We start from the raw sequence: 25,885 nt of genomic DNA, 5'->3' as shown, positions 1-25,885 counted from the left end.
ATTCTTGCTTTTCTAAGTGCAGCTATAAGAATAGGCCAACGGACGCTCAAGTCCACCTAAATCAGGGCTTCGAGGCGCACTATGAATAAAGTTTAATTGCCAGGGTGGTGAGCACTTACTCTAAACGCCAAGGCCTTGGCGAGAGTCAAAAAACTTACGGGGAAATCACTGTGGAGTTGGCTAAAAAAAGAACGATTCATCAAGGGGTTTGACGAATCGTTCTGGGTGTCTTTCGGCCAGCTTTTCTGGTCGAAGAGGTGCTAACTCAGCTTCGAGTTAATCCTTGATGTCGGCGTTGTGGTAGACGTTTTGTACGTCGTCACAGTCTTCCAGTGCGGCCTGGAATTTTTCGAATTGGGCGATCACTTCTGGGTCGCTAATCTCTGTCATGGTCTGCGGCACGAAGGCGATCTCTTCCACTTCCATTTCTGTTTCGGGGAAGGCCTCGTTTAGGGCGGTCTTCGCCTTGTTGAATTCAGTGTTAGGCGCAAACACGCTAATGATACCGTCTTCTACCTCGATATCGGCCACATCGACGTCGGCCATCATCAGGGCTTCCAGTACGGCTTCTTCATCTTCGCCCTTAAAGGCAAATACCGCTTGATGATCGAACATGTGACCAACAGTGCCAGGGCTACCCAGCTTGGCATCGTTTTTCACAAAGGCCTGACGCACCTCGGTAAAGGTACGCTTACCGTTGTCGGTCAGACAGTCGACGATCACCATGGCGCCACCTGGGCCAAAGCCTTCGTAACGTGCGGTTTCATAGTCTTCACCACCGCCGCCCTTGGCTTTTTCAAGGGCGCGTTCGATGACGTGAGCAGGAACCTGATCTTTCTTAGCCTTGGCGATCATATGGCGTAGTGCCAGGTTGCCGTCAGGATCGAAGCCACCGTTCTTTGCGCAAACATAGAGTTCTTTGCCGTAGCGAGAGTAGAGTCTCGTCTTCTGCCCAGCCGTTTTGGCCATAGATTCTTTGCGGTTCTGGTATGCTCTTCCCATCTTGCGATATCTCTTTAAGCGAAAAAAATTGGCCCAATGTTAGCAGCTTTATCGACGATTTTGCAGACTCTGGAGCTTATTTTGTTAAATCTGTGCTACCTAAACGCCCGAGTCTGGTGGCGGGGTGATGAAATCAGGGATCTCCAGGATCTCCCCTGGCCTGCGGTCAAACAGGGACTGATAGATATACTCGATAAAGGCGCGATACTTGCGCGGCAGATAGGCTCGGCGGGGAAAGCTCAGGGTGATGGCGGTCTGCGCCATGGGAAAGTCAGTCAACAGGGGGATCAGTAGCCCCTCTTCGATGGCAGCCTGTGCCACCAGGGTCGGCACTGTGGCTATTCCCAACCCTTCGATGGCGGCCTCTCGTGCCAGGGTGACATTGTTGACCGTCAGCTGAGCCTCGGGTTCTATGGTGATCCATTGTTTGCCATCGAACAGAGTCCAGCCGCCGTCGATATGGGTCGACTTGAGGCGAATCGCCTTGTGGGAGGTCAGATCCTGTGGCGTAGTCGGTATGCCATAACGTGCCAGGTAAGTGGGGTTGGCTACCAAAGATTTATCTGTGTTGAGCACCCGATAGGATTGCAGGCGGGAGTCGCGCACATCTGACACCTGAAACAGAATGTCTATCCCTTCCTCTATCATGTCGACCTTACGATTGGTCAGCTCGGCGTCCAGGGTCATCTCCGGGTGCGCCTCGAGAAAGCGGGCGAAGATGCGGCCGAAGAACAACTGTCCCAGCTCTATGGGACAGACGATCTTCAGGTTGCCCTTGATGGTCTCCTGGCTGGCGCTGAGCTGGTCTTCGGCGCTCTGCAGGTCCATCAGGATCCGCTGGATCTTGTTGTAATAGATGCTACCCGCCTCGGTGAGCTTGAGGGCGCGGGTGGTGCGATACAGCAGCTGTACCCCGGTATCTGTCTCAAGTTCGGCGATCTTACGGCTCACCGTTGCCTTGGTGAGTCCCATCGCCCTGGCGGCCGCGGTGAAGCTGCCTTTTTCCACCACCTGGGCGAACATCTGAATGCGATTCAAATCCATCTATTGTTACACCTGTGAAACAGTTGGTAATTTTTTAACTATCTAATAAATATTATAAGACAGTAGTAAACTATCAAATCCTAATCAAGGTATTTATCCGTGGGGGTTGGATGTCAAAGCGTCGCATATTTATCGTATTACCGCTGCTCTTGTTAGCCCTGGTGGTTGCCGGCTACTACTGGTGGAGTCAGGTTCGATTTATCGAGTCGACCGACAACGCCTATGTCGAGGCCGATATCTCTAACATCAGCGTCAAGGTGCCGGGTTATGTGGTGACTGCTAAGGTGACAGATAACCAGCATGTGGAGCAGGGGCAGTTGCTGGCCGAGCTGGAGTCGAATCAGTACCGCGCCAAGGTGAGTCAGAGCCAGGCGAGTCTGCAGAGCCGTCAGGCAGAGCTGCAGACCCTGTCGGCCAAGGTGACGCTGCAACAGGCTATTATACGCCAGGCGGCCGCCGGTGTGGCCAGCGCCGAGGCGGAGAAGATCCGCGCCGAGCAGCAGCTTAAACGCACCACCAAATTAAGACACAGAGATTACAGCTCACAGGATGAGGTGGATCAGGCGACTGCCGCCTTCGACTCGGCCGTGGGTCACCTAGACGAGGCCAAGGCGGCCCTGGTGGCTAAACAGGCCGAGCTGGCGGTGCTTAACGCCCAGCTGAATCAGAGTCAGTCCCAGGTGGCCCAGGCCAAGGCGGGCCTGGAGCTGGCCGAGATACAGCTGGCCGATACCCAGATCAGAGCCCCCTTCTCAGGCGTGATCGGCAAGCGCGGCGCCCTGACCGGCCAGTATGTGCAGCCGGGGCAGTCCCTCTACAGTTTGGTGCCGGATGGCGCGGTGTGGATCACCGCCAATTTCAAGGAGACCCAGATCCAGCATATGCAGCCTGGGCAGTTGGTTCAGGTTCATCTCGACGCGTTTCCCGACCAGAGCTTTACTGGTGTGATCGATAGCCTGGCACCCGCCTCTGGCGCCAAATTCAGCCTGTTGCCGGCGGAAAATGCCACCGGCAACTTCACCAAGATAGTACAGCGCATTCCGGTGCGGATCCGTTTGGAACTGGACGACCAGACCAATATCGTCCCCGGCCTCAGTGCCGTGGTGAAGGTGGATACCCGAGGCGCGCCGAAAGATACTGTGATCGCCAGCAATCGTAAGCAGGTTTCGGTTAAGGCCACCCAATGAGCGGCGTGAGTGCCACCCAGGAGAGTCCTGTAGTAACGGGCGAACTAGATAAGCCGCAAGTCGCTAGTCCCAAGACGGCTAGGCCCCAGGGATATGAGCGCGGCAGCTTTCGCTCCTGGGTCGCCGTATTCGCCGGCCTATTTGGCGCCTTCATGGCGATCCTGGATATTCAGATCACCAACGCCTCGATGAAGGAGATCCAGGGCAGCCTGGGGGCGACCCTGGAGGAGGGCTCTTGGATAGCCACCGCCTATCTGGTGGCCGAGATGATCGCCATCCCACTGTCTGGCTGGTTGAGTCAGGGGCTGTCGGTGAGGCGTTATCTGCTGTGGACCACGGCGGCCTTCATCTTAGCCTCTTTCCTCTGTTCGCTATCCTGGAACCTGGAGGCGATGATCGCCTTTCGCGCCCTGCAGGGCTTCTTCGGCGGCGCGCTGATCCCGCTGGCCTTTCGGCTCATTTTGGAGCTGCTGCCCGAGGAGAAGCGCGCCACGGGCATGGCGCTGTTTGGCGTCACCGCCACCTTCGCACCATCTATCGGCCCCACTCTGGGGGGCTGGCTTACCGAGCAGTTTAGCTGGCACTATCTCTTCTATATTAATATTCCGCCCGGGCTGCTGGTGATGGCCATGCTCGCCTATGGTTTAAGGCCTCAGGCTATCGATTGGGACAAGCTGAAGAACGCCGATTATTCAGGCATTGTCACCATGGCGCTGGGTATGGGGTGTCTCGAGGTAGTGCTGGAGGAGGGCAATCGTAAGGATTGGTTTGGCTCAGAGCTGATCCAGAACCTGGCGATCGTCGCGGTCATCAACATCGTCCTGTTTGTCTTTATTCAGCTGCGAAAGTCATCGCCGCTGGTGAACCTCAGGTTGCTGGGGCAGCGTGACTTTGCCCTGTCGACCCTGGCCTATTTTCTGCTGGGGATGGCGCTGTTCTCGGCTATCTATATGATCCCCCTCTATCTGTCGCAGATCCATGACTATAGTCCGCTGGAGATCGGCGAGGTGATCATGTGGATGGGCTTCCCTCAGCTGCTAGTGCTGCCGCTTGTGCCGAGATTGCTGCAAAGGTTCGACGGGCGTTACCTGGCGGCCTTCGGCTTTAGCATGTTTGCCCTGAGTTACTACATGAACAGCCACATGACGCTGGACTTTGCCGGCGAGCAGATGATCCTGGCCCAGGTGGTCAGGGCCCTTGGCCAGCCCTTTATCCTGGTGCCTATCGGCATAATCGCGACCATGCACATCAGCGCCCAGCAGACGCCCTCGGCCTCGACCGTGCTCAATGTGATCCGTAATCTCGGCGGCGCCTTCGGCATTGCCCTGGTGGCCACCCTGATCGACAATCAGTCGCGTACCCATCTGGCAGACATGAAACAGACGGTGACGGCTGTGAGCGGCCAGGCATTTCAATATCTGCAACAGACCACACAGCTGTTTGTGCAGGGGGGCTCGGATCCCGTGACCGCCCAGGCGCAGGCCAAGGCCATGCTGGCCAAGACCATGACCCAGCAGGCCTACATTCAGGCCTATAACGATGTGTTTCTGATCATCTCGGTGCTGCTGATGCTGGCCGTGGTGGCCGTGCTGATGATCCGTAAGCCTAAATCCGACGCTGCCTAATCGTTAGCAATTAGCCAGCTAGAGCATGGAGAGGCTGATCTGCCTGAAGGGGTATACCTGGCCGCCAAACTCGGCGGCAAAGGCCTCGGCATCCTTCTGCTCACCGAAGCTGGCTAGCGTCTTGCCCATGGCGCCGGTCTGGTTCGACCCCACCACGTACCAGGCCTGTCTGGCGTCGATAAAGTGACTGTCCTGCGGTGCCTGCCAGGGGCTCCTGGCCATGTCGTGCACATAGATCTCCTTGACCTGTTTGCGGTACTCGGGATCCAGCAGGAAGCTAAACAGATCCCGGGTGGAGCAGAACTTCTTCACCGTATCTTCGGTCTTGAGATAGAGCTCGCCCTTGGGGCCGGGGAAGTTACCTATCAGCATGCCGCACAGGTGACACTCGTCGCCGTGCTCTATGGCGACCGCCTCTCGGACAGCGTTATTTTCACTCTCTTGCCCGCAGGCACTCAGCCCCAGTAGGAGAAGGCTGACGAGACTCATGAACAGTGGCGAATTGGCAAGCTTGGTTTGGCGCATTCTGGTTTGACGCATTAGAGTGTCTTCCTGTTAAAGATTAAGGCGGCTAAAGAGAGTGGGGCGAATACCCAGGCCAGGAGCAAGGAAAACAGGCCGCCGGCCGACATGCTTCTGTTGATGGCCACCGCCAGCACACCGTTGACATCCTTGGTATCCAGGCTGGCGAGATTCACCAGGCGGAAGAGATCCGCCGGGTTGAGCATCATCAGCTGCACCAGCTGCTGCTGGCTCAGCCCTTCCTCTATACCGACCAACACCGCCAGCAGGGCGAGATCGAACACCAGCACGAAGAAGAACCAGAGCATCAGCGCCAGTCCGGCAGCCTTGGATTTCTCACTCACCGACAGGCTGATCACATAGGCGATGCTGATAAAACAGAGGCCGAGCAGGATCGCGGTGGCGATAAACAGGCCGAAGCTCTGCAGCACCGCGCTTGGGTCGGATTGGCTGGCCAGTAGCACAGCGGCACTGCCGAAGCCCAGGCTGGTGGCCAGTGCCATGATGGCCCCCTGGCCGACAAACTTGCCTAGCAAGAGCTGGGTATGGCTGATGGGGTAGGTGAGCAGCAAGAGCAGGGTGCCGGCCTCTTGTTCGCCGACGAAGCTGTCGTAGGCCAGCAGCAGGGCGATAAGCGGGATCAGAAACACCGCCAGGCTCGACAGGCTGGCGATGGTGGACGACAGCGAGGCGGTGCCTAGCTGCCCAGAGGCGACCGAGCCATAGTAGCTGAGCCCCAGGGAGAGCACGGCGAAGATGAGGGTAATGGAGATCAGCCAGCGATTGCGCAGCCCGTCCTGAAACTCCTTGATGGCGACGGCGAGAATGGCATTCATTGTGTTGGCCCTCCTTGGTGGCTGGCATTCGGGCTGCTTGCGGCGGTACCCTGGCCGAGATAGTGCTGGTAGACACGTTCCAGATCGGCGGGTTCGACGCGAATATCCCCCAGCTGATCCAGCTCGACCAGCTGACGTATGATGGCGAGCTTCTCCTGTTCGGGTACCAGTAGCTGATCCGGGGCGATAAGATAGGGGGTGAAGCGAGCATCCTGTTTCAGGGCGCCGTTGAGCCCCTGGGTCTTGATGGCCACGGGGAGTTTTGCCTGCAGTCTGAGCTCGCTCAGGCTGCCCTTGGCCAGCAGGCGGCCGCCTGAGATGATCAGGGCGCGGTCGATATGCTGCTCGACGCCGGGTAGCACATGGGAGCAGAGTATGATGCTGGCGCCTTCGCTCTTGAGCTTATCGACGCTGGCGTAAAACTCCTGGGTGGCGATGGGATCCAGCCCTACTGTGGGTTCATCAAGCAGCAGCAGCTTAGGGCTGCCGAGGAAGGCCTGGGCCAGGCCAAGACGCTGACGCATCCCCTTGGAGTAGGTCTTTACCTGGCGATCCATGGCGTGGGTCAGGCCCACCTGCTCCAGCAGTTGTTCGATCGCCTGCTTAGGCACAGATTTGAGGCGGGCGAAGTAGCGCAGCACCTCGCGACCTGTGAGCTGATCGTAGAAGCTGACATTCTCCGGCAGATAGCCGACCTGCTTGCGCGCCTCGAAGGCTTGCTTGGAGAGGGGATCCTGGCCAAATACCTTCACCTGGCCGTCTGAGGGGGGGATGATCCCCAGCACTAGCTTCATGATGGTGGTCTTGCCGGCGCCGTTGTGGCCAAACAGCCCCATGACTTCGCCGGGAAAGAGTTCAAAGTCGACCTGCTGGAGCGCCGCGACCTTGCCATAGTGCTTGGCGACGCCGCTCAGGGAGACTATGGGTCTCGAAGGAGAAGATGCTTGCATAGTGTCACTCTGCCTCATTAATAACTGCCTGCCGGGCACCCAGGGAGGGGGCCTGCATGAGTGGAAAACTGTCTTTGACGCCTGCGGGTTTGAGTACGGGAAACTGGGTCTGTATCCAGCGCAGGATAAGCACGGCCGGGCTGTCCAGTAGCATCTTGGCCTCAGGATATTGCCAGATCAGCTTGTCGATGCCGTCGTTGGGCTCGAAGGGTCTGTCGCCATAGCCGTCGTTGTCGAGATCCCAGCCCAGGTAGTTGCTCCAGAAGTTACCGGCGCCGTCCTGGCTCCATTCGGCCTGACGGTTGGCCACATATTTCACCTGCACCGGATTGTTGATAAAGCTGTTGCCAAACACTTTGGTGTGCTCCGAGCCGGCGGTGAGGTGTATGCCGATCTCCGCGGTGTCGATCAGGTTGTGATTGATGCTGTTGTAGGCCGAGTTATAGACAAACAGCCCCTTGCCCTCGCGGCCCAGCACCTTGTTTTCCGGTTTGGTCCAGACCCGGTAGATGCGGTTATGGCTGATCTCTGAGTAGGTGATGAAATTCATCAGGAAACCATAGTCCTGGCTGTCGCGGCTCTCATTGCCGCTGACGGTGAGATGGCGTGAGCTCATCAGGGCATAACCGGCGCGGGTGTCGTAGGCCAGGTTGTCCAGCACGCGATTGCTGTGGGAATACATATAATGAATTCCGTAACGAAGGTTATGCATAGTATTGTTTTTAATGGTGTTATGTTGGCTTGAGATGATGTAGATACCATCGCGGGTCTGGCTGACCTCGTTGTCGCTCACCTCTACATTTTGCACTATGGAGAGCTGGATCCCGTTGCCTCTGTCGGCGGATCTGAGCGCCGGGTTGCCCTGGATGCGGTTGTGGTGAACCTTGATCTCCTTGCCCTTCTGCAGCCAGATACCGAAGCCATCACCCTTTAGCCGATTCTCTCTGATGGTGAGCTGGCTGGCGGTTTGGTCCGAGTAGATGCCGGCGTTCTGTGCGGTGAGATCGTCCCCCCAGTTGACTATCTTGAGTCTCTCTATGGTGACGTTGGAGCTTTGCAGAAGCAGTGCATTGCCCTTGCCCTGGGCGTCTATGATGCTGGTGTAGCCATCGGCGCCAGACAGGGTTATTCCCTTGTTGACGATGAAGTTGCCCAGATAGCGGCCCGGTTGTAGCTGGATGGTATCGCCTGCTTTGGCACTCTCTAGCACCAGTTGGAGATCTTGCTCGGGCGTCACCTGGATTTCGGCCGCCAGAGTCGGCAGGGCCAGACCCAGCATGATGCATAGCAGGCAAAGGCACCTTAAGGGGCTAAGCAGGCCGGATATAGTCTTGGGTGTTTCATGGCTGTGGTTCAAAGCGTATTACACCTCTTGCGCTTATCGCTTTTATTTTTTTACCGGTTTTTACTTATAGAAGGCAAGGGCCTAACGCGGTGCGTCAGGCCCTTGCATCACGCTTAGGCTTCTACCAACATGCGGCCACGCATCTCCATGTGGAGGGCGTGACAGAACCAGTTGCAGTAGTACCACTGCACGCCTGGCTTATCGGCGATGAAGGTAACAGATGCCGTGGCCTGCGGGCCAATCTCCATCTGCACCCCATGGTTGGTCATACAGAAACCGTGGGTCACGTCTTCCACCTGATCCAGGTTGGTGACCACCACGGTAACTTCGTCGCCCAACTTAACCTTAAACTCACTCATGCCGTAGTTTGGCGCGACCGAGGTCATGTAGACGCGAACCTTGTTGCCGTCGCGGATCACCTTGTTGTCCATCATGAGGCGCACGCCATCTTTTTTTGCCATGGCCACTGTGTCGGCAAACAACGGGTCGTCACGAGTCCAGAGCTTCTTCGGCTTGAGCTTGCTGCGGTGCACTATGATGCAGTCATGGGGCTCGGCGAAGGTAGGACCGTCGTGCACCAGCTTCATCTCATCGCCTGAGATATCGATCAGCTGATCGTTCTCTGGGCGTAGCGGACCCACGGGCAGGAATCTGTCCTTGGAGAACTTACATAGAGATACCAACCACTTACCGTCGGCGTCGCGGGTTTCGCCCTGAGAGGTATGGTTATGGCCCGGCTGATAGTGCACGTCCAGCTTCTGGCGTAGGTAATTCACCTTCTTGCCCTGGTAGGCCTGAATGGCTTCCTCTACGTTCCACTTGGCGATCTGGCTATCGAGGAAGAGGGTGGTGTAGGCGTAGCCCTTGTTGTCGAACGCCGTGTGTAGCGGGCCGAGGCCTAGCTCAGGTTCACCGACGATGGCGTCTCTTGGCTTGATCTTGTCCTCGAACAGGTCGTCCAGCTTCTCGATGGAGATGATAGAGACGGTAGGTGACAGCTTACCGTTGGCGACAAAGTATTTACCGCTCGGCGAGGTGTTCAATCCGTGAGGCGACTTAGGCACGGGAATGTAGCGGGTCAGATCTGAGCCCTTACGGCCATCCAGTACAGGTACATTGTTGCCGTTGTAGGTCTTGAACTTACCGGCCTTGACCGCGGCTTCACAGCGGGCCAGGTTGAAGATCACCACATGGTCACGCTCGGCGGTGATCATCTCGCTGAGGTTCATGCCCATCTCCGAGTTGTAACAGGTGGAGGCGAAGTACTTACCGTCGTAGTCGGCGTCAGTGTTGTCCAGGTTACCATCGACCATCACCTGGAAGGCGACCTCCATCTTCTCGGCGTCGATCACGTTGAACAGTGAGCGGTAGGTGCTGACATCTTCCAATGTCTCCTTACCATTGTTGTCCAGTGGGACCTCGAACTCGCCGTTACAGATGACATACTTGGTATAGGGAACCTTCTGTACCCGCAGGCCGTGGATGGCTTGGGCGTTAGGCACAGTGATCATCTTATCTGTCTTCATGACGTCACAGCGGATACGCGCCACGCGTGTGTTGGCCTTATCGTTGATAAACAGATACTTACCATCGTAACGACCGTCTTGCATACTCATGTGAGGATGGTGGGCATCGCCCGCCAGCAGGTGAGCGCTGTCACCCTTGACCGCCTTACTCTCGTTGGTGATGCCCCAGCCGGTGGCGCTGTCGATGTTGAATACCGGGATACGCATCAGCTCGCGCATCGAGGGCAGGCCCATGATACGGACTTCGCCCGAGTGTCCACCGCTCCAGAAACCATAATATTCGTCCAGCTCACCCGGATGCACCACTGGGCTGTTGCCAGCCTCGGCCGCCTGGGCCTTGGCCATCGAGGCGAACATGGCGGCGCTCATGGGCGCGGCGACAGCGCCGGCGCCGAGCAGGGCCGTCTTGCCCATAAACTCGCGTCGTCCGGCGTTCTCCAACTGGTTTGCCGGTTTGTTATTGTTATCTTGCATAGTCCATCTCCATCATAGTTGTATTGACTTTAATTACCTGCACTTAAATGTGTGTTGCTTGGTCCTATACGGCAGTGACCGTTGGGATCTCTTGTTCTTTATATTGCTTGCGCTTGCGAGCCATCTTCTTCAGCGGTGGGCACTTCTCTTCGTTGAAATAGGTCACCTGACAGTCGAGGCAGTAGTGGCACTCGCGCATGTTGATCACCCCGTTGGAATGAATGGCCTGGATCTCGCACTCTTTGGCACAGGTCTTACAAGGCGTGCCGCACTCGGGGCGACGCTTGAGCCAGTCGAACAGACGTACGCTGTTGCTTACCGATAAGGCCGCGCCCAGCGGGCAGAGATAGCGGCAGAAGGTCTTGCGATTAAACAGGCTGGAGAAGATCATCAAGAGCGCCCAGAGAATGAAGGGCCATTCGCGATCGAACTTGAGCAAGAAGGTGGTCTTGAAGGGTTCTATTTCGGCAAACTGCTCGGCCATGGCCAGTGAATCCAGCGACAGGCCAAACAGCGCCAGTAAAATCAGATATTTGATGGCCCAAAGGCGCTCGTGCACGGCGAAGGGTAGCTCTATTTGTGGCAGCTTGAGGTAGCGGCCCATGACATTGACCAACTCCTGCAGGGCGCCGAAGGGACAGAGCCAGCCACAGTAGACGGCGCGTCCCCACAGCAGCATGGTGACCGCGGCGGCGCACCATAGAATGAAGATGATGGGATCGAGCAGGAAGAGATCCCAGGAGAAATCTTTCATCAGGGCGTGCAGGAAGGTGAACACGTTGACCACGGAGAGCTGTCCGCCCCAGCTCCAGCCGATCACCACCACTGTCACCACCAGGAAGCCATGGCGGAGTCGGTGCATGAAGGTAGGGTGTTTGACCAGAATATCCTGGAAGAAGAGGATAAGCAGCAAGACCCCCATGAGGATCAGCAGCAACACGACTTCTACCTGTCTGTCGTGCCAGATCTGCTCCACCATGGTGAGTTCGGGTTCTGGGACTATGGCCGCAGGGGTGTCCACATACTTGTCTAGCGGATCGTATTGGCCTTTAAAGCTGGTGAACAGGCTGTCGATAGGGCCGGTCTGGCGTCTGACCAAGAGCTCGAATTGCCAAGGGGCACCGGGGTCGAACTCGTGATGCTCGGCGATGCGAAATACCGACATCTCTTTGAACTTGGGGGCGCCCTGAATGTATAGGTCGCTGATGCGGTTGTGGTCCAGGTCCCTGAAGGAGATGGCGTTATCTTTCTGATGGACCTGGATGCGATCGAAGATACCGCCGCGCACATAGCCTGAGCCCTTGAACGAGTAGCCATTGCCCATGACGGCCACCAGGTGTTCGCCGGGTTGTAGGTTCTGCATCATCCATTGATAGTCGGCGTCGCCGAAGAGGTTCTTGCCTATGGTGGGAATGTCGGCCAGGGTGTAATAGATCTCGGCAAACATCTCCTGTTTCTCATCCGCACTGGCCTTGTCTACGTCCTCGGCGGCGGTGCCCTCGAAGGCGTCATCTACGGCGCCGCGAGTCAGATTGAGTTTACGGATAGAGCCATCCCCGGTCAGCTCGGTCCAGCTGGCCTGGGTGAAGAGTTCCTGCTTGATGGTGGAGATGGGCTGGATCTGATCGGCCTGCTGCTCAATGATCCCCAGAGCGATGGCGGCCTGGGTGGCGGCCTTGGTGATGGCGACGTTCATCACCATGACGGTCACGGTCGCCCCCGAGAGGCCGTCGATGGCGACTATGCCCTCTTTTGCGTTACCGCCTACCTTGAGCCTGTCTTTGACCGACAGCCCGGTATATTGCTCGGCAAACTTCCATAGCTTACTCTCGGGGATCCCCGCCAATATGATGGGTTCATGGTGCTCCAGCACCTTAGCCCCCAGGTATTTGCCCTCTGGGTCTATGGCCACCAGGATATTAACCGGCTCACCCGAGTAGGCAGGAATGCGGGCGATATCATTGGTCTCGAAGCCATAGCCCAAGATCTGCTGATCTTTGTAGATGGTCCACAGGGCGGGTTCGCCCTGTTTGTCTGAGATGCGGGTGGCATCAGGAAATAGCTCATGCAGAATGGGCTGGGGATCTTTGGGCGGGCTGACGAACAGGGCATAGCTGGGCATGGCTAGCATAAGTGCCAGCATGAGTGCCAACAGGGTCAATAAAATCCATTTCGCTTGCCTCGCATGGTGCATCAAACTTGCCACTCGAACGCTCCTACAGTCAGTCTCAAGGTGTGTCAACCTAGCGTTATTTATAGTGCATCCTAAATGCATCTTTAAGCTCGTGGCGTGATTAAGATCAAATAAATTGCAAATTTGTTAATTTGACAGAGTTTTGGCTGATGCGGCGTGGGGGCTGGGTCACTCTGGCTGGCGGTCAATAAGTGGCATTGAAATTAAATTGGCCGCTTTGTTATCGACTATTTCTTATTAACTAAACGACAGGCCGCGTCGCCAGAGCGATGGGGCGCGACCTGTTGGGAGAGTATAGTTGCTCTCTATGGAACGCGATTTATTTTAGGCTCTCGTAATAAGCCGCCAGGTTGGCGATATCTTCGTCTGTCAGTGGCATGGCCATAGGTGCCATCACTGGGTCTTGTCGGGTACCTTCCTTGAAGGCTTTCAGCTGTTTCTCTATATATTGAGCCTTTTGGCCTTTGAGGTTAGGGTAGATGGGGGCCAGAGAGATACCATCGGCACCGTGGCAGGCGGCGCAGAGCATAGATTTTGCTTTACCTGCTTCGATATCGCCGGCTTGCGCTGCCAGAGAGAATAGGCTTGCTAATGCGATAAGGGCAATCTTTTTCATATGTACTCCGTAAGAATAAGTTCTTAATTATTAAGAACAAATGTTGTCGCAATATCTGATGACAGACGACTTAGGTCATCTAAATGTAGGCGGCGTCAATCCGGTGCTTCCTAGTTTAGAATGGTTAACTTTGGCAAATGAATAATAGGTGTATTTATAATGTATGTATTTGACCGAGGTCAAGTCTGGCCAAAATTTGCGGTGGGCATCACACCTTCTCATGCATCACTGCGAGTGAGCCACTATCTGCTAGCATCTGTTGCTTGATAATGTCGTTAAACTAGGTTCAGCGATTTGGTAAGTTTTTGATAAATTGAGGAGAATGGTGTGCGTTGGGAGAATGTGGCATTTGCCAAGCTGAGTCTGGATCGGCTGTACGAGCTCTTGAAGCTGCGGGTCGATGTGTTTGTGGTTGAACAGGCCTGTGCCTACCCAGAGCTGGACGGCAAAGACAGCCTGCCCGAGACCCGTCATCTGTTAGGCCTGGATGAGCAAGGGCGGATCGCCGCCTATGCCAGAGTCTTGGCCCCCGGGGTGAGTTATCCTCAGGTCAGTATCGGCCGTGTCATCGTCGCGCCTTCTGCCCGTGGAGAAGGTGTCGCCAAGCCATTGATGCAGGAGGCCATTGCTATCGCCAAACAGGCTTGGCCTGAGCAGGGAATACAGATTGGTGCGCAGGAATACCTTAAGGGCTTCTATCAAGGGGTGGGTTTTCGACCCGTGTCTGAGGTCTATCTCGAGGATGGTATCCCCCATCTCGATATGTTGCTAGACGCCTGATTGAGGAGCGCGAGTACAAATAAAGGAGCACAGGGTGTGCTCCTCTATGTTCGGGTAATTGAGCCGCTAGGCTCTTCAGCCACCGAGTCGGTTACTGTTCCCTGAGTTGGATCTTAGGATCATGTTCAACTTCACCATATCTGTCTATGGTCGACAGCCGGTTCTGTTGGGCGATGATCGCCAGTGGACCCGAAGGCAAATGGCGAACAAACAACAGCCGATACCCGTATCGATGCAGGCTATAGAGGGCCATCTTTTGTTCCGCACTCATCGAGCTCCAATGCTCATCATGATGCAGGACGTTCCCTCGCCTGTCTTGCAGTTGCTGTGCTATTTGCATGTTATTATCTACACGTTTGTCGGCCGATGTAGCCAATATATCTTCTGTGCTGACAGCGTCAGACAGTTGTAAAAGATTAATCTTAATTAGATTAACGTCAGTCATTCTACTGACTTTGCTTGAACATAAATTGAACGAGATCAATTTATGGAGCGAGAAGTGGGTCCGAAAGCGAAAAACTATGAAAATGCTCACATCTCGGTAACATTTTGAGACAGGTGTAAAATGATTAATTATATCGAACCGTTATTTCGGCCGCCTTCCGAGTGGAAGTCGCTCATACTTCAGGTCACCAATGGCTGTAGCTGGAATCGCTGCCATTTCTGCGATATGTATAGTGCGCCGCAGAAGCAATTTCGTGCACAAAAAATAGATAAAATCGCAGAAGACATTCAACGGGTTGCCCAGCGAAATCTGCCGATCTCAAGGGTATTTCTAGCAGATGGTGATGCCATGAGCCTGCCCTTCAATCGTCTCGAAGCCATCTGTTTGTTGATCCGTGAGCATCTGCCCCAGGTGACCCGCATCAGCAGTTACTGCCTGCCGCGTAATCTCAACAATAAGACGGATGCACAGCTCGCCCGTCTCAGAGAGTTGGGGCTCAGCCTACTGTACGTGGGCTGCGAGAGCGGCGATGACGAGGTGCTGGCCCGTATCGAGAAAGGCGAGACCTTCGACTCCTCCTTGCTGGCACTTAAGCGCATACGCGCCGCCGGCATGAAGTCTTCAGTGATGATACTCAATGGCCTGGGGGGCGTGGAGTTGTCCAGGCAACATGCGATTAATTCGGCGCGCCTGATGAACCAGGCGCAGTCGGACTATTTGTCGACCCTGGTGGTGACCCTGCCCCTTGGCAAGGCGCGTATGGACGCCGGATTCGACGGCGACTTTAAGCTGCCGGACCAGCATGGCCTGCTGAGCGAGATGCAGCTGCTGCTGGGCGAACTCGAACTGAAGAAGACCATATTTCGCTCGGATCACGCCTCTAACTATTTGGTGCTCAAGGGGATACTGGGCCGCGACAAGCAGAGCCTGCTGGCCCAGGTCGATCAGGCGATTCAGGGGCTGGTACCCCTGCGCCAGGAGTGGCAGCGCGGCCTGTAAGCCGCAGCGCTCATGCTGGTGGAATTAACGCTCGATATGACTTTAGCGTTCGATATGAATTTCGCGCACCGGGCAGGGGATCTCTATGCCGGCCTGGCGTAGCGCGTTGATCAGCTCCAGGTTGACCTGATACTTGTTCTGGTAGTAGCTATTGGTGGGCACCCAGTAACGCAGGCCTATCTCTAAGCCTATGCTGTTGAAGCCGTTTATCCCTATCTGAGGGGCGCGTTCCCGATTTACCTCTTCGTTGGCATCCAGCACCCGCTGGGCGATGGTCAGCACCTGGTTGGCGTCGCTGGCGTAGCTGATGTTGAAGCGAATCTCGACCAGCTTGTCGCTAAAGGAGTTGTGCAGGATCTCACCGACGATATGTTTGTTGGGGATGCTGATCACCTCGCCTTCCTCGTTGGTGAGCAGGGTCAGTCCCAGGTGGATGCTCTTGACCACACCGCTGACCCCCTGGATCTCTATGGTGTTGCCCACCACGAAGGGGCGGGTGACGATTATGGTGACGCCCGCCGCGTAGTTAGAGAGCATCCCCTGTAGCGCCAGGCCTGCGCCTAGGGAGGCCGCACCGATAGCCGCCACCATAGGCGTGATGCTGATCCCCAGTTTGCCCAGGGCGATAACCCCCACCATGATTATGATGAGAATGCGCACCAGATTGGAGACGAAGTTGCTTAGGGTGATGTCTATCTCATGCTTCTCAAACTGGCTAGCCACCAGGTTGGAGATCTTGTTGGCGACCCAGAGTCCCAAGAGGAAGATAAGTAGCGCGCCGACCAGCTGAAAGCTGTATTTCACCAGAAACTCGGTCAACAGGTTGTAGACATTCTGCAGTTGCGCCAGCTCCTGCTCCAGACCATTCTCATTCATAACACTCATCCTAAAATTTACCGGGAACCTAGATCGCCCCGCCTTGGGTCTTAATTTGGGTATGTTACTTAATATTCAATGGCTTGATAACAAATATCTCAAGTTTGCTTCATGGTAAAAATTAGCGTGAAGCGCATCAAGCAATTGTGATTCATTCGAGGGATTGTCGACCAGTATAAGATATAGTCTATTTCACCCCTAAGATAAGCTATCTGTTTAGTGAAAGAGGCATTATGAAAGCGTTAATTTTGGCCGTGGGCGTGCTGTTTTCGGCCGCCAGCCTGGCCAGTAGCCTGACCACAGGCGACCGTATCGAGACGATCACCCTGGCGGATCAACACCAGGCCGTGTGGGAGCTTAGCACCAATACTCAGGTTTTACTCTTTAGCCGTGGCATGAAAGGGGGGGAGATCATCCAGGAGGCGCTAGAGTCTCTGGAGGGGCCTATGCCTAGCAATTGGCGTTATGTGGCCGACATCAGTGGCATGCCCTCCTTGATCGCCAAGTTTGTGGCCATCCCCAAGATGCAAGACCTCGGCTTCACAATAGGCCTGGATCAGGAGGGCGAGGCGACTCACCTGCTGCCCGGTGACAAGGAGACGGCGACGGTGATCACCCTAGATGGGCTCAAGATCCTCAAGGTAGTTCAGGTCGATTCGGCCAAGGCCCTGCTCGAGGTGGTGAAATAAGCCGAAAACCATCATCTGTTGCCGATAAGAATTTTCCTTAATGATTATCGGCTTAGCTTGGTTTTTGCTGCGGGAGAAATTGCGTAGTACCTTTCGGAATAAAAAATTACTTATTAAGCATAAAAATTCGTTGATCTCGGCAGGGAAATAGCGTTTACTTCGCAGCGATTTTTAACGGAATCAGGCTGAACTATTTTTATTCTGCTACGGAGATACTGGCGAGATTAGCCAATTTCAAGCGATTGATGTTAATGAGTATTATGACCAGGCTACCTTTGAGCGTATCAAGGCCTTTGCTCAGGACAAACCGACACCTTTCGTGGTGATTGACACTAAAATCATTGCAAAACAATATGATGATATGGTGCATAATTTCCCTTATGCCAGTATCTATTATGCCGTCAAGGCGAATCCCGCCAAGGAAGTATTGACCCTGCTGCGCGACCGTGGCGCCAACTTCGATATCGCCTCTATCTATGAGCTGGATATGGTAAGCGACATCGGCGTGACGCCAGATAGGGTTAGCTATGGCAATACCATCAAGAAGCGCAAAGATGTGCGCGCCTTCTATGAGCGCGGTGTGCGCATGTATGCCTCCGATTCTGAAGCCGATCTGCGTATGATCGCCGAGGAGGCGCCCGGTTCACGTGTCTATGTGCGCATCCTGACCGAAGGCACCCACACGGCAGATTGGCCCTTGTCGCGTAAGTTCGGCTGCCAGAATGAGATGGCCTTCGAGTTGTTGGTGCTGGCCAAGCAATTGGGGCTCGAGCCCTATGGCATCTCGTTTCATGTGGGCTCACAGCAGCGCGACATAGGCGCCTGGGACTCGGCCATCGCCAAGGTGAAGAGCATCTTCGAGCGTCTGCGTGAAGAGCATGGCATAGAGCTGAAGATGATCAACCTAGGCGGCGGCTTCCCGGCGAACTATCTGGATAAGACCAACGAGCTGGGTACCTATGCCGAGCAGATCACCCACTTTCTTAAGGAAGATTTTGGCGAGCAGCTGCCGCAGATCATCCTGGAGCCGGGTCGCTCGCTGCTATCCAACGCCGGTGTACTGGTGTCTGAGGTGGTGCTGATCAGCAAGAAGTCGCAGACGGCGTTGGAGCGCTGGGTATTTACCGATGTGGGTAAGTTTTCCGGCCTGATTGAGACCATGGATGAGGCGATTAAATTCCCCATCTATACCGAGCGTCAGGGCGAGTTGGATCGCTGCGTGATCGCCGGCCCTACCTGTGACAGCGCCGACATCATGTATGAGCACTACAGCTACGGCCTGCCGCTGGATCTAAGCATAGGCGACCGTATGTACTGGCTGACGGCCGGTGCCTATACCACCACCTATTCGGCGGTCTGCTTCAACGGTTTCCCGCCGTTGAAAGACTACTATCTCTAATAAGGAAGAGCCTCTAAGGTAAAAGGGGATTTTAGAGAGATGAAAAGGGCGCTTAGGCGCCCTTTTTAATGTCTAATGCCCGCGTTATTTGTCGTGGGACTTAAGGATTTGATGCAGCTCCTCTTTGATATGCAGTTTCTGCTGTTTGAGTACCTTGACCTCTGGGGTGAAATCGCTGGCCGCATGTTGCTCTAGCTCTTTAATCTCGTCGTCGAGTTCGTTGTGTTTGTTAAACATCTTGAGAAAATGCGCGTCTTTTGATTTTAGTTCGCTGATCAGGTCTCTGTATTCTGGAAACATATTGGCCGTCCTTCTTGGTCAAAATGGGTGAGAGGTCATAGCAAAAGTGGTTAATTTCCCTTTGCTATGGTTTCAGCCTAGCGCGATCCGTTTGCTGGTTTTGTGATCGACTTCACCGCCTGGGATTTCGATTTGGTGGCTTTACTACAGTGAGTTTAACCTGTTGTCATACAAGCTTATTTTATGAGTCTTATTTGGGTGTAAAACCAATTTTTCGGCGATGGCCTAGGGCGAGTAATAAATTTTGCCGGGTGGCTGGCAGCCTAGGTGGGAGTTGCTATATTTGCAGTGCGGCTAGCGCAAATGCTTTGGTAAATTCATTACAACAAAATATCTAACTACTGGCGGGGAAAGTGTGATCGGGTTAACCTTAATGGCTTTCATACTAGGTTAAAGTCCATTTTATAAGAATTTTATAATCAAAATTGAAAGGGGTTTTCACAATGTCAGATGTATTTCATTTAGGCCTGACGAAAGAGATGCTAGATGGTGCAACACTTGCAATTGTTCCGGGCGATCCGGAGCGCGTGAAGCGTATTGCGGAGTTGATGGACAATCCAACATTCCTGGCCAGTCACCGCGAATATACCAGCTACCTTGCCTATATCGATGGTAAGCCGCTGGTGGTTTGCTCTACCGGTATCGGTGGTCCATCGACCTCTATCGCCGTGGAAGAGCTGGCACAGCTGGGTATCGACACCTTCCTGCGCGTCGGTACCACAGGTGCCATTCAGCCAGAGGTTAACGTGGGTGATGTGATCGTGACTCAGGCGTCAGTGCGTCTAGACGGTGCGAGTCTGCACTTCGCACCTATGGAGTTCCCAGCCGTGGCGAACTTCGAATGTACCACCGCCATGGTAGCAGCGAGCCGCGAAGCTGGCCTAGAGCCACATATCGGTATCACAGCATCGTCAGATACCTTCTACCCAGGTCAGGAGCGCTACGATACGGTGACGGGTCGCGTGACTCGTCGTTTTGCCGGTTCGATGAAAGAGTGGCAGGATATGGGCGTACTCAACTATGAGATGGAGTCATCGACTCTGTTTACCATGTGTGCGACTCAAGGTTGGCGTGCGGCCTGTGTCGCGGGTGTGATCGTGAACCGTACTCAGCAGGAGATCCCTGATGAGGCGACCATGAAGAAGACCGAGACCAGTGCCGTGTCTATCGTGGTTGCGGCGGCGAAGAAGCTGCTGGCTTAAGTATTGCTCCCTAACAAGTTGTTAGATTAAAAAAGGCGCCTGATGGCGCCTTTTTTGTGGGCATGCATAGAAGCACGCTTTGTTCATAAAACTTAGAAGTGATACTTGGCGATCACCGAATAGGTGTTCTGATCTATGCCCTTAACACCGTATTTGTTCTTCCAGTAATCGTATTCGATACCGACAAACAGCTTGTCTTTCTTGTGGGCACCGAAGATGGCCGCGCCCAGATCGTACTTGACCTGAGGGTTGAAGTGGAAGTTCTCTTCATAGCCTGTGTTGTCGGCCGAGAATACCCAGTCGATAAAACCGTCGAGCACTATGTTCGAGTGGCCTACCGGGAAGTCCATACGAAAGACTGGGGTCAACTGCCAGCCGTCGCTCAGGTTACCACTGTTGATGGCATCGCGGCGGTAGGTGTTTAGCTGGAAGTAGCTAAAATAAGGGATCTTGAAGTCCAGACCCACACCGTAGAGGAAGCTCTTCACCGGGCCTTCGCCCTCTTCGTAGGTGAGTGCCAACGACACGTCAGTGATGGCACCGACGCCCACAGGCTTGCCTAAGATCTTGCTGGCGCTGAAGCGGGGTGAGATCTCACCATAGGTGGTGCTGTCTTTACCGCCGTTGTTGCCGTTGAAGAAGATGAAGTCCTGGAAGGCGAACCAGTCGCCATACTTCCAGCCGCCAGCGGTTTCTATGGTCACTGTGGTTTGTCGCTCCGAGGGAGCAAGATCATAGTTGTCGCCATAGAGGGCGGTGGCGCTGAGATCCCACCATTGAATCATATCATCGGCCAGCGCTGGCTGGGCGGCGAGTAGCGCGAGGAGAAGCCATTTCCTGTTCATCATCTTTTACCTTTATCGTCGTTTTTTGAGTTATTTTGGCGTGCAGCTATTTGTGGTTAATTTGAAAACAATCTCGGCGCTCTTCGGTGCCTTTTCGGACTGTTTTCACGCCGTATGTTTTATGCGCCGCAAGTATACGGGAATTCGCCATTGTGCCCAATTCCAAAACAATGACTTTTGCGTAGGTAAATTAAATGTTTGTCGCCTGTGTCACATTTGTGTCTTGACATAATATGTCGCATTGCAACAAAAGAGCTGATATAGTCTTGGCAGGGATACTCTCATTTCAGGGGGGAAATATGGAGTTTTCTAATCCTATCTTTATCTGGATTGCCGTCGGTTTAGTCTTGATGTTAGCCGAGATCATTCTGCCCGGCGGTATCGTTATTTTCCTGGGCGCCGCCTGTTTGGTGGTGGCGGGCGCATTGACCCTAGGTTGGGTCGAAGGCTTTGTGCAGGCCCTGACGCTCTGGTTCATCACCGCTATCGTCTTGTTGCTGGCTTTTCGTCAGGTGACACAGCGTCTAGTGGGTGGTGATTCCCATGTGGATAATACCGATGAGGAGTTTGACCTTTATAATCAAGTTGCCGTCGTCAAGGCGGCGATCGGCCCGGCACAGCAGCAGGGACGCGTCGAGTTTCAGGGAAGCGAATGGCCAGCACTGGGTGATGGCAGCGAGATCCCGGTCGGCGCGCGCGTCAGAGTGATCTGTCGTGATAATATTGCCCTGGTCGTTGAACCTATGACAGAGCAGGCATAGCCTGGCTGCTTAATTACAGGATGGAATCTATGTTCGAATTTACCATTTTTATACTCTTCGTTTTCTTTATTCTTTATAACTTGTTGTTGATCGTTCCCATGCGCGAGGTACATGTTATCGAGCGTCTGGGTAAGTTTAGGGTGGTGTTACAGCCAGGTTTTCACTTTCTTATTCCCTTCTTCGACCGGGTGGCCTACCGCCATGATACCCGTGAGCAGGTGCTGGATGTGCCGCCACAGAGCTGTATCTCGAAAGATAATACTCAGCTGGAGGTCGATGGCCTGGTCTATCTCAAGGTGATGGACGGCAAGCTGGCCAGCTATGGTATCGAAGACTATCGCCGCGCCGCGGTGAACCTGGCCCAGACCACCATGCGCTCCGAGATAGGTAAGCTGAGCCTGAGTCAGACCTTCTCCGAGCGAGACAGTCTCAACGAATCCATCGTGCGTGAGATCGATAAGGCGTCCGACCCTTGGGGGATCAAGGTGCTCAGATACGAGATCAAGAACATTACTCCTTCTTACAAGGTGATCCATACCCTGGAGAAGCAGATGGAGGCCGAACGTAGCAAGCGCGCCGAGATCACCCTGGCCAATGCGGAGAAGGCGGCGATGATCAACCTCTCCGAAGGGGAGCGCCAGGAGGCAATTAACCTGTCGGAAGGTGAGAAGCAGAAGCGGATCAACGAGGCCAAGGGGACGGCCCAGGAGATCGCCATCGTCGCTCGCGCCAAGGCGGAAGCCATGACCCTGGTATCTGAGGCGCTGGCTCTGGAGGGCGGTAACGAGGCGATGAATATGCAGCTCAAGGAGCAGTTCATCAATCAGGTTGGCAAGATACTCAACGAAGCCGATATTTCTGTGGTGCCTGCGGAGATGGCCAAGCTGGAAGGATTTTTTGAGGGTATGGAGCAGGTGACTCAGAGTGTGGGTCAGGTAAAAGGAGGTCGCGCATGATTGCAGGTATCAACACAGATTTAATCGTACTGGGCATTTGGGGGCTGATCTTTGCCATCTTCATCATCAAGCTGTTCCAGTCTATTCGCCTGGTGCCCACCAAGTCGGCTTACATCGTTGAGCGTCTGGGGAAATATCACACCACCTTAGATGCAGGTTTCCACGCCTTGGTGCCTTTCATCGACAAGGTTGCTTATGTTCATGACCTGAAAGAGGAAACTATCGACGTGCCGCCCCAGGAGTGTTTCTCCAGCGACGAGGTGAATGTCGAGGTGGATGGGGTGATCTATATCTCTGTGGTGGATCCTGTGAAGGCCAGCTACGGGGTGACCGATTACCGTTACGCGGCTATCCAACTGGCGCAGACCACCACCCGCTCTGTGATAGGGACTCTGGATCTCGATCGTACCTTCGAAGAGCGCGACGTGATCAGTGCCAAGGTGGTGGAGGTGCTGGATCAGGCCGGCGCCACCTGGGGTATTCGGGTACACAGATATGAGATCAAGAACATCGCGCCACCTGAGACGGTGAAGAACGCCATGGAGATGCAGGTGAACGCCGAGCGTGAACGCCGCGCCCTGCTGGCTAAGAGCGAGGGTGACAAGCAGAGCAAGATCAACCGCTCCGAGGGGGTCAAGGCGGAGATGATCAACCGCTCAGAGGGTGAGATGCAGAAGCGGATCAACGAGGCCGAGGGTAAGGGCGAGGAGATCCTCACCATCGCCAAGGCGACTGCCGAGTCTATCGAGCGTATGGCTCAGGTGGTATCGGCGCCCGGTGGTAAGAATGTGGTGCGCATGCAGCTCGGTGCCCAGTACCTCAAGCAGTTCGACGGCCTGACCAATAGCGCTAACAAGATAGTGCTGCCCGGCAACATGATGGACTTCGAACACTGGATGGATAGCATGGGGCTGGAAGAGAGCAAGGACTAAGCCTCGCCACCCTATCATTCCCTAAAAGCTCAGGCAGTTGCCTGGGCTTTTTTATTGCCTTGGCCTAGGTGTGCTTGACCTTAGACGACACCGTCGACGGTAGGATCACGCAACGCCTCCTGTTATACTTGCCGCCTGATTTTTTGGAGGCAAGAATGGACGTATCTTCTTTACTCGACGGCTTAAACGACAAACAGCGCGAGGCCGTCGGCGCACCACAATCTAGCATGCTGGTGCTGGCTGGCGCGGGCAGTGGTAAGACCCGGGTACTGACCCACCGCATCGCCTGGCTGATGCAGGTAGAGCAGCAGAGTCCCTATTCTATTCTGGCGGTGACCTTTACCAACAAGGCTGCGGCCGAGATGCGCGAGCGTGTGGAGAAGGTGAGCGGCAGCAACATGGGCCGCATGTGGATCGGTACCTTCCATGGCTTGGCTCACCGTCTACTGCGCACCCATTATCAAGACGCCAACTTGCCCCAGAGTTTCCAAATTCTCGATTCGGACGATCAGCTCAGACTGATTAAGCGGATCCTCAAGAGCCTTAATCTGGACGAGAAGCAGTATCCGCCCCGTCAGGCCCAGGGCTATATCAACGGCAAGAAAGATCAGGGGCTAAGGCCCAAGCATATCGATGCCGGTGGCTTCCCCATAGAGCAGAACCTTTTGAAGATCTATCAGGTGTATCAGGAGTCCTGTGATCGTGCAGGACTGGTGGACTTTGCCGAGATCTTGCTAAGGGCCCACGAGCTGTGGCTCAACAAGCCTCATATTCTGGAGCACTATCAGGAGCGCTTTAAGAACATCCTGGTGGACGAGTTTCAGGACACCAACGCCATCCAGTATGCCTGGATCCGCGTGCTGGCCGGCAGCTCGGCCAATGTGATGATAGTCGGCGATGATGACCAGTCCATCTATGGCTGGCGCGGCGCCCAGGTGGAGAACCTGCATAAGTTTCTGCAGGACTTCCCGGCGGCCCAGACCATACGCCTGGAGCAGAACTATCGCTCCAGCGGCAACATTCTTAACGCCTCCAACGAGCTGATCGCCAACAACCCGGACCGACTGGGCAAGAAGCTGTGGACCGAAGATCAGGCAGGCGAGAAGATCGGCCTCTACTGCGCCTTCAACGAGATGGATGAGGCCCGCTTCATCGTCGGGCGCATCACCGACTGGCAGGACATGGGCGGCAATCTTAGCGATTGCGCCATCCTCTATCGTTCCAACGCCCAGTCGCGGGTGCTGGAAGAGGCGCTGCTCCACAAGGGGATGGCCTATCGTATCTATGGCGGCCTGCGCTTCTTCGAGCGTCAGGAGATCAAGGATGCCATGGGGTATCTGCGCCTGATCAGCAACAAGAACGATGATGCCGCCTTCGAGCGTATCATCAATACGCCGACCCGTGGCATAGGCGACCGAACCCTGGAGATCCTGCGCAGCACGGCGCGCCAGCAGCAGCTGACCCTGTGGCAGACCTGTCTGCGTCTGCTTGACGAGAAGGTGCTCTCTGGACGCGCAGCCAACGCGGTACGTGGTTTCATGGATCTTATCGTTACCCTGCAGCAGGAGACGGAGGAGCAGTCGCTGCACCGGATGACGGATCATGTGATCCAGGCCTCTGGCCTCAAGGCCATGTATGAAACGGAGAAGGGCGAGAAGGCCCGCGCCAGGGTGGAAAACTTGGAGGAGCTGGTCACCGCGGCGCGTACCTTCGTGATGCCGGAAGATCTCGAAGACTTGGGCGAGCTGAACGCCTTCTTGTCCCACGCGGCGCTCGAGGCGGGCGAGGGCCAGGCCGATGCCTTCACCGACGCGGTGCAGCTGATGACGCTGCACTCGGCCAAGGGCCTGGAGTTCCCCATGGTGTTCATGGCGGGCGTCGAGGAGGGGATCTTCCCCAGCCAGATGGCGATGGATGAGGGCGACCGACTGGATGAGGAGCGCCGTCTCTGCTACGTGGGCATGACCCGCGCCATGAAACAGCTCTATATCACCTATGCCGAGTCGCGCCGTATCTATGGCCGGGAAAACTATGCCCGTCCGTCGCGTTTCATCAAGGAGATCCCTGGCGACTATGTGCAGGAGATCCGCATGCGAACCAGCGTGTCGGCACCGGCAAGCAGCAACAGATTCAGTCAGGCCCAGGCCGCCTTCAACGATTCCGGCTTCAATATCGGCCAGCGGGTGAATCATCCCAAGTTTGGCGAAGGCAAGGTGACAAACTTCGAGGGCAGCGGCGCCCAGGCCAGAGTCCAGGTAGATTTTCTCGACGTGGGAAGCAAGTGGCTGGTGGTAGCCTATGCGCGTCTGGAGACACTATAGGCTCGGGTTGATAAAGCGCTTGAAACTCTTAGGGCGTCAGTCATAATGCCAAAGAATAT

Annotated in this window: 24 protein-coding genes; 11 read left to right on the top strand and 13 right to left on the bottom strand. The window is 55.0% G+C overall.

Annotated features, from left to right (window positions below; translation table 11 throughout):
• Positions 1-276: 276 nt before the first annotated feature.
• Together GNT65_RS04225 and GNT65_RS04220 are read right to left on the bottom strand one after the other, a co-directional pair.
• The gene (locus GNT65_RS04225) at positions 277-1,002 is read right to left on the bottom strand and encodes a YebC/PmpR family DNA-binding transcriptional regulator (protein WP_160793857.1); all 726 of its coding nucleotides are present in this window, start codon (positions 1,000-1,002) and stop codon (positions 277-279) included.
• A 99-nt stretch (positions 1,003-1,101) separates the two neighbouring features.
• Positions 1,102-2,046 (bottom strand): LysR family transcriptional regulator, encoded by a 945-nt coding sequence (locus tag GNT65_RS04220; protein WP_160793856.1) that lies wholly within the window; start codon positions 2,044-2,046, stop codon positions 1,102-1,104.
• Positions 2,047-2,156: 110 nt separating this feature from the next.
• On the opposite strand from GNT65_RS04220, the gene GNT65_RS04215 reads away from it, so the two are divergent.
• Complete coding sequence (locus tag GNT65_RS04215) at positions 2,157-3,233, top strand: HlyD family secretion protein (protein ID WP_160793855.1); 1,077 nt, start codon at positions 2,157-2,159, stop codon at positions 3,231-3,233.
• Positions 3,230-4,858, top strand: a complete 1,629-nt coding sequence (locus GNT65_RS04210) for a DHA2 family efflux MFS transporter permease subunit (protein WP_160793854.1) — start codon at positions 3,230-3,232, stop codon at positions 4,856-4,858. The genes GNT65_RS04215 and GNT65_RS04210 overlap by 4 nt, the downstream gene beginning before the upstream one ends.
• Positions 4,859-4,876: 18 nt before the next feature.
• On the opposite strand, the gene GNT65_RS04205 is transcribed toward GNT65_RS04210, so the two are convergent.
• The 7 genes from GNT65_RS04205 to GNT65_RS04175 form a co-directional block, all read right to left on the bottom strand.
• Positions 4,877-5,398, bottom strand: coding sequence for a nitrous oxide reductase accessory protein NosL (locus GNT65_RS04205; protein ID WP_160793853.1), 522 nt, complete (start codon positions 5,396-5,398; stop codon positions 4,877-4,879).
• Entirely contained in the window at positions 5,398-6,216 is an 819-nt protein-coding gene (locus GNT65_RS04200; RefSeq protein WP_160793852.1) for an ABC transporter permease, read from the bottom strand. The genes GNT65_RS04205 and GNT65_RS04200 overlap by 1 nt, the downstream gene beginning before the upstream one ends.
• Positions 6,213-7,166, bottom strand: a complete 954-nt coding sequence (locus tag GNT65_RS04195; RefSeq protein ID WP_160793851.1) for an ABC transporter ATP-binding protein — start codon at positions 7,164-7,166, stop codon at positions 6,213-6,215. The genes GNT65_RS04200 and GNT65_RS04195 overlap by 4 nt, the downstream gene beginning before the upstream one ends.
• 4 nt (positions 7,167-7,170) lie before the next feature.
• Positions 7,171-8,445, bottom strand: coding sequence for a nitrous oxide reductase family maturation protein NosD (locus GNT65_RS04190; protein WP_160793850.1), 1,275 nt, complete (start codon positions 8,443-8,445; stop codon positions 7,171-7,173).
• Positions 8,446-8,624: 179 nt separating this feature from the next.
• Positions 8,625-10,511, bottom strand: a complete 1,887-nt coding sequence (nosZ, locus tag GNT65_RS04185) for a TAT-dependent nitrous-oxide reductase (RefSeq protein ID WP_160793849.1) — start codon at positions 10,509-10,511, stop codon at positions 8,625-8,627.
• 64 nt (positions 10,512-10,575) lie between these two features.
• Positions 10,576-12,642 (bottom strand): transcriptional regulator NosR, encoded by a 2,067-nt coding sequence (gene nosR, locus GNT65_RS04180; RefSeq protein ID WP_420853497.1) that lies wholly within the window; start codon positions 12,640-12,642, stop codon positions 10,576-10,578.
• A 382-nt stretch (positions 12,643-13,024) separates the two neighbouring features.
• Complete coding sequence (locus tag GNT65_RS04175; protein ID WP_160793848.1) at positions 13,025-13,321, bottom strand: c-type cytochrome; 297 nt, start codon at positions 13,319-13,321, stop codon at positions 13,025-13,027.
• A 327-nt stretch (positions 13,322-13,648) separates the two neighbouring features.
• Here GNT65_RS04175 and GNT65_RS04170 point away from each other — a divergent pair, with 327 nt between their 5' ends.
• On the top strand, positions 13,649-14,101 hold the full coding sequence (locus GNT65_RS04170) for a GNAT family N-acetyltransferase (protein ID WP_160793847.1): 453 nt from the start codon (positions 13,649-13,651) through the stop codon (positions 14,099-14,101).
• Between the two features lie 91 nt (positions 14,102-14,192).
• Here the strand turns inward: GNT65_RS04170 and GNT65_RS04165 are convergent, their stop codons facing one another.
• Entirely contained in the window at positions 14,193-14,372 is a 180-nt protein-coding gene (locus tag GNT65_RS04165) for a hypothetical protein (RefSeq protein ID WP_239868360.1), read from the bottom strand.
• Positions 14,373-14,666: 294 nt separating this feature from the next.
• Here GNT65_RS04165 and GNT65_RS04160 point away from each other — a divergent pair, with 294 nt between their 5' ends.
• Positions 14,667-15,545, top strand: coding sequence for a radical SAM protein (locus GNT65_RS04160; RefSeq protein ID WP_160793845.1), 879 nt, complete (start codon positions 14,667-14,669; stop codon positions 15,543-15,545).
• Between the two features lie 42 nt (positions 15,546-15,587).
• On the opposite strand, the gene GNT65_RS04155 is transcribed toward GNT65_RS04160, so the two are convergent.
• Positions 15,588-16,421 (bottom strand): mechanosensitive ion channel family protein, encoded by an 834-nt coding sequence (locus GNT65_RS04155; RefSeq protein ID WP_160793844.1) that lies wholly within the window; start codon positions 16,419-16,421, stop codon positions 15,588-15,590.
• A 233-nt stretch (positions 16,422-16,654) separates the two neighbouring features.
• Here GNT65_RS04155 and GNT65_RS04150 point away from each other — a divergent pair, with 233 nt between their 5' ends.
• Both GNT65_RS04150 and GNT65_RS04145 read left to right on the top strand, forming a co-directional pair.
• Positions 16,655-17,110, top strand: coding sequence for a hypothetical protein (locus GNT65_RS04150; protein ID WP_160793843.1), 456 nt, complete (start codon positions 16,655-16,657; stop codon positions 17,108-17,110).
• 223 nt (positions 17,111-17,333) lie between these two features.
• Positions 17,334-18,509 carry a type III PLP-dependent enzyme domain-containing protein gene (locus tag GNT65_RS04145; protein ID WP_160793906.1) on the top strand — a complete coding sequence of 392 codons (1,176 nt, stop codon included), beginning with the start codon at positions 17,334-17,336 and terminating at the stop codon, positions 18,507-18,509.
• Positions 18,510-18,593: 84 nt separating this feature from the next.
• Here GNT65_RS04145 and GNT65_RS04140 read toward each other — a convergent pair whose 3' ends face one another.
• A complete protein-coding gene (locus tag GNT65_RS04140) occupies positions 18,594-18,809 on the bottom strand; it encodes an HP1242/YdcH family protein (RefSeq protein WP_160793842.1) in 216 nt (71 codons plus the stop codon).
• A 443-nt stretch (positions 18,810-19,252) separates the two neighbouring features.
• Here GNT65_RS04140 and udp point away from each other — a divergent pair, with 443 nt between their 5' ends.
• The gene (gene udp, locus GNT65_RS04135; RefSeq protein WP_160793841.1) at positions 19,253-20,011 is read left to right on the top strand and encodes a uridine phosphorylase; all 759 of its coding nucleotides are present in this window, start codon (positions 19,253-19,255) and stop codon (positions 20,009-20,011) included.
• A 92-nt stretch (positions 20,012-20,103) separates the two neighbouring features.
• Here udp and GNT65_RS04130 read toward each other — a convergent pair whose 3' ends face one another.
• Positions 20,104-20,856: an outer membrane protein OmpK gene (locus tag GNT65_RS04130; protein WP_160793840.1), complete on the bottom strand. Its 753-nt coding sequence runs from the start codon at positions 20,854-20,856 to the stop codon at positions 20,104-20,106.
• Positions 20,857-21,155: 299 nt separating this feature from the next.
• Between GNT65_RS04130 and GNT65_RS04125 the strand changes: the two genes are divergently transcribed.
• From GNT65_RS04125 to uvrD, 4 genes are all read left to right on the top strand, one after another.
• Positions 21,156-21,617 (top strand): NfeD family protein, encoded by a 462-nt coding sequence (locus tag GNT65_RS04125; RefSeq protein WP_160793839.1) that lies wholly within the window; start codon positions 21,156-21,158, stop codon positions 21,615-21,617.
• A gap of 29 nt (positions 21,618-21,646) precedes the next feature.
• Entirely contained in the window at positions 21,647-22,573 is a 927-nt protein-coding gene (locus tag GNT65_RS04120) for an SPFH domain-containing protein (protein ID WP_160793838.1), read from the top strand.
• The gene (locus tag GNT65_RS04115; protein ID WP_160793837.1) at positions 22,570-23,505 is read left to right on the top strand and encodes an SPFH domain-containing protein; all 936 of its coding nucleotides are present in this window, start codon (positions 22,570-22,572) and stop codon (positions 23,503-23,505) included. Before GNT65_RS04120 ends, GNT65_RS04115 begins: the two co-directional genes overlap by 4 nt.
• Positions 23,506-23,660: 155 nt before the next feature.
• Positions 23,661-25,826, top strand: a complete 2,166-nt coding sequence (gene uvrD / locus GNT65_RS04110) for a DNA helicase II (RefSeq protein WP_160793836.1) — start codon at positions 23,661-23,663, stop codon at positions 25,824-25,826.
• Positions 25,827-25,885: the final 59 nt, after the last annotated feature.

The organism is Shewanella insulae (assembly GCF_009831655.1).
In the GTDB taxonomy this organism is placed as follows: domain Bacteria; phylum Pseudomonadota; class Gammaproteobacteria; order Enterobacterales; family Shewanellaceae; genus Shewanella; species Shewanella insulae.
The sequence above is the reverse complement of the archived record's forward strand: the minus strand, read 5'-3'. Positions and strand labels throughout refer to the sequence as shown.

What these genes read in the sequence shown, in the direction of transcription:
- GNT65_RS04225 (WP_160793857.1), bottom strand. Translation starts at nt 1,002, where the DNA reads ATGGGAAGAGCATACCAGAACCGCAAAGAATCTATGGCCAAAACGGCT.
- GNT65_RS04220 (WP_160793856.1), bottom strand. Translation starts at nt 2,046, where the DNA reads ATGGATTTGAATCGCATTCAGATGTTCGCCCAGGTGGTGGAAAAAGGC.
- GNT65_RS04215 (WP_160793855.1), top strand. Translation starts at nt 2,157, where the DNA reads ATGTCAAAGCGTCGCATATTTATCGTATTACCGCTGCTCTTGTTAGCC.
- GNT65_RS04210 (WP_160793854.1), top strand. Translation starts at nt 3,230, where the DNA reads ATGAGCGGCGTGAGTGCCACCCAGGAGAGTCCTGTAGTAACGGGCGAA.
- GNT65_RS04205 (WP_160793853.1), bottom strand. Translation starts at nt 5,398, where the DNA reads ATGCGTCAAACCAGAATGCGCCAAACCAAGCTTGCCAATTCGCCACTG.
- GNT65_RS04200 (WP_160793852.1), bottom strand. Translation starts at nt 6,216, where the DNA reads ATGAATGCCATTCTCGCCGTCGCCATCAAGGAGTTTCAGGACGGGCTG.
- GNT65_RS04195 (WP_160793851.1), bottom strand. Translation starts at nt 7,166, where the DNA reads ATGCAAGCATCTTCTCCTTCGAGACCCATAGTCTCCCTGAGCGGCGTC.
- GNT65_RS04190 (WP_160793850.1), bottom strand. Translation starts at nt 8,445, where the DNA reads ATGCTGGGTCTGGCCCTGCCGACTCTGGCGGCCGAAATCCAGGTGACG.
- nosZ (WP_160793849.1), bottom strand. Translation starts at nt 10,511, where the DNA reads ATGCAAGATAACAATAACAAACCGGCAAACCAGTTGGAGAACGCCGGA.
- nosR (WP_420853497.1), bottom strand. Translation starts at nt 12,642, where the DNA reads ATGCTAGCCATGCCCAGCTATGCCCTGTTCGTCAGCCCGCCCAAAGAT.
- GNT65_RS04175 (WP_160793848.1), bottom strand. Translation starts at nt 13,321, where the DNA reads ATGAAAAAGATTGCCCTTATCGCATTAGCAAGCCTATTCTCTCTGGCA.
- GNT65_RS04165 (WP_239868360.1), bottom strand. Translation starts at nt 14,372, where the DNA reads ATGAGTGCGGAACAAAAGATGGCCCTCTATAGCCTGCATCGATACGGG.
- GNT65_RS04160 (WP_160793845.1), top strand. Translation starts at nt 14,667, where the DNA reads ATGATTAATTATATCGAACCGTTATTTCGGCCGCCTTCCGAGTGGAAG.
- GNT65_RS04155 (WP_160793844.1), bottom strand. Translation starts at nt 16,421, where the DNA reads ATGAATGAGAATGGTCTGGAGCAGGAGCTGGCGCAACTGCAGAATGTC.
- GNT65_RS04150 (WP_160793843.1), top strand. Translation starts at nt 16,655, where the DNA reads ATGAAAGCGTTAATTTTGGCCGTGGGCGTGCTGTTTTCGGCCGCCAGC.
- GNT65_RS04140 (WP_160793842.1), bottom strand. Translation starts at nt 18,809, where the DNA reads ATGTTTCCAGAATACAGAGACCTGATCAGCGAACTAAAATCAAAAGAC.
- udp (WP_160793841.1), top strand. Translation starts at nt 19,253, where the DNA reads ATGTCAGATGTATTTCATTTAGGCCTGACGAAAGAGATGCTAGATGGT.
- GNT65_RS04130 (WP_160793840.1), bottom strand. Translation starts at nt 20,856, where the DNA reads ATGAACAGGAAATGGCTTCTCCTCGCGCTACTCGCCGCCCAGCCAGCG.
- GNT65_RS04125 (WP_160793839.1), top strand. Translation starts at nt 21,156, where the DNA reads ATGGAGTTTTCTAATCCTATCTTTATCTGGATTGCCGTCGGTTTAGTC.
- GNT65_RS04120 (WP_160793838.1), top strand. Translation starts at nt 21,647, where the DNA reads ATGTTCGAATTTACCATTTTTATACTCTTCGTTTTCTTTATTCTTTAT.
- GNT65_RS04115 (WP_160793837.1), top strand. Translation starts at nt 22,570, where the DNA reads ATGATTGCAGGTATCAACACAGATTTAATCGTACTGGGCATTTGGGGG.
- uvrD (WP_160793836.1), top strand. Translation starts at nt 23,661, where the DNA reads ATGGACGTATCTTCTTTACTCGACGGCTTAAACGACAAACAGCGCGAG.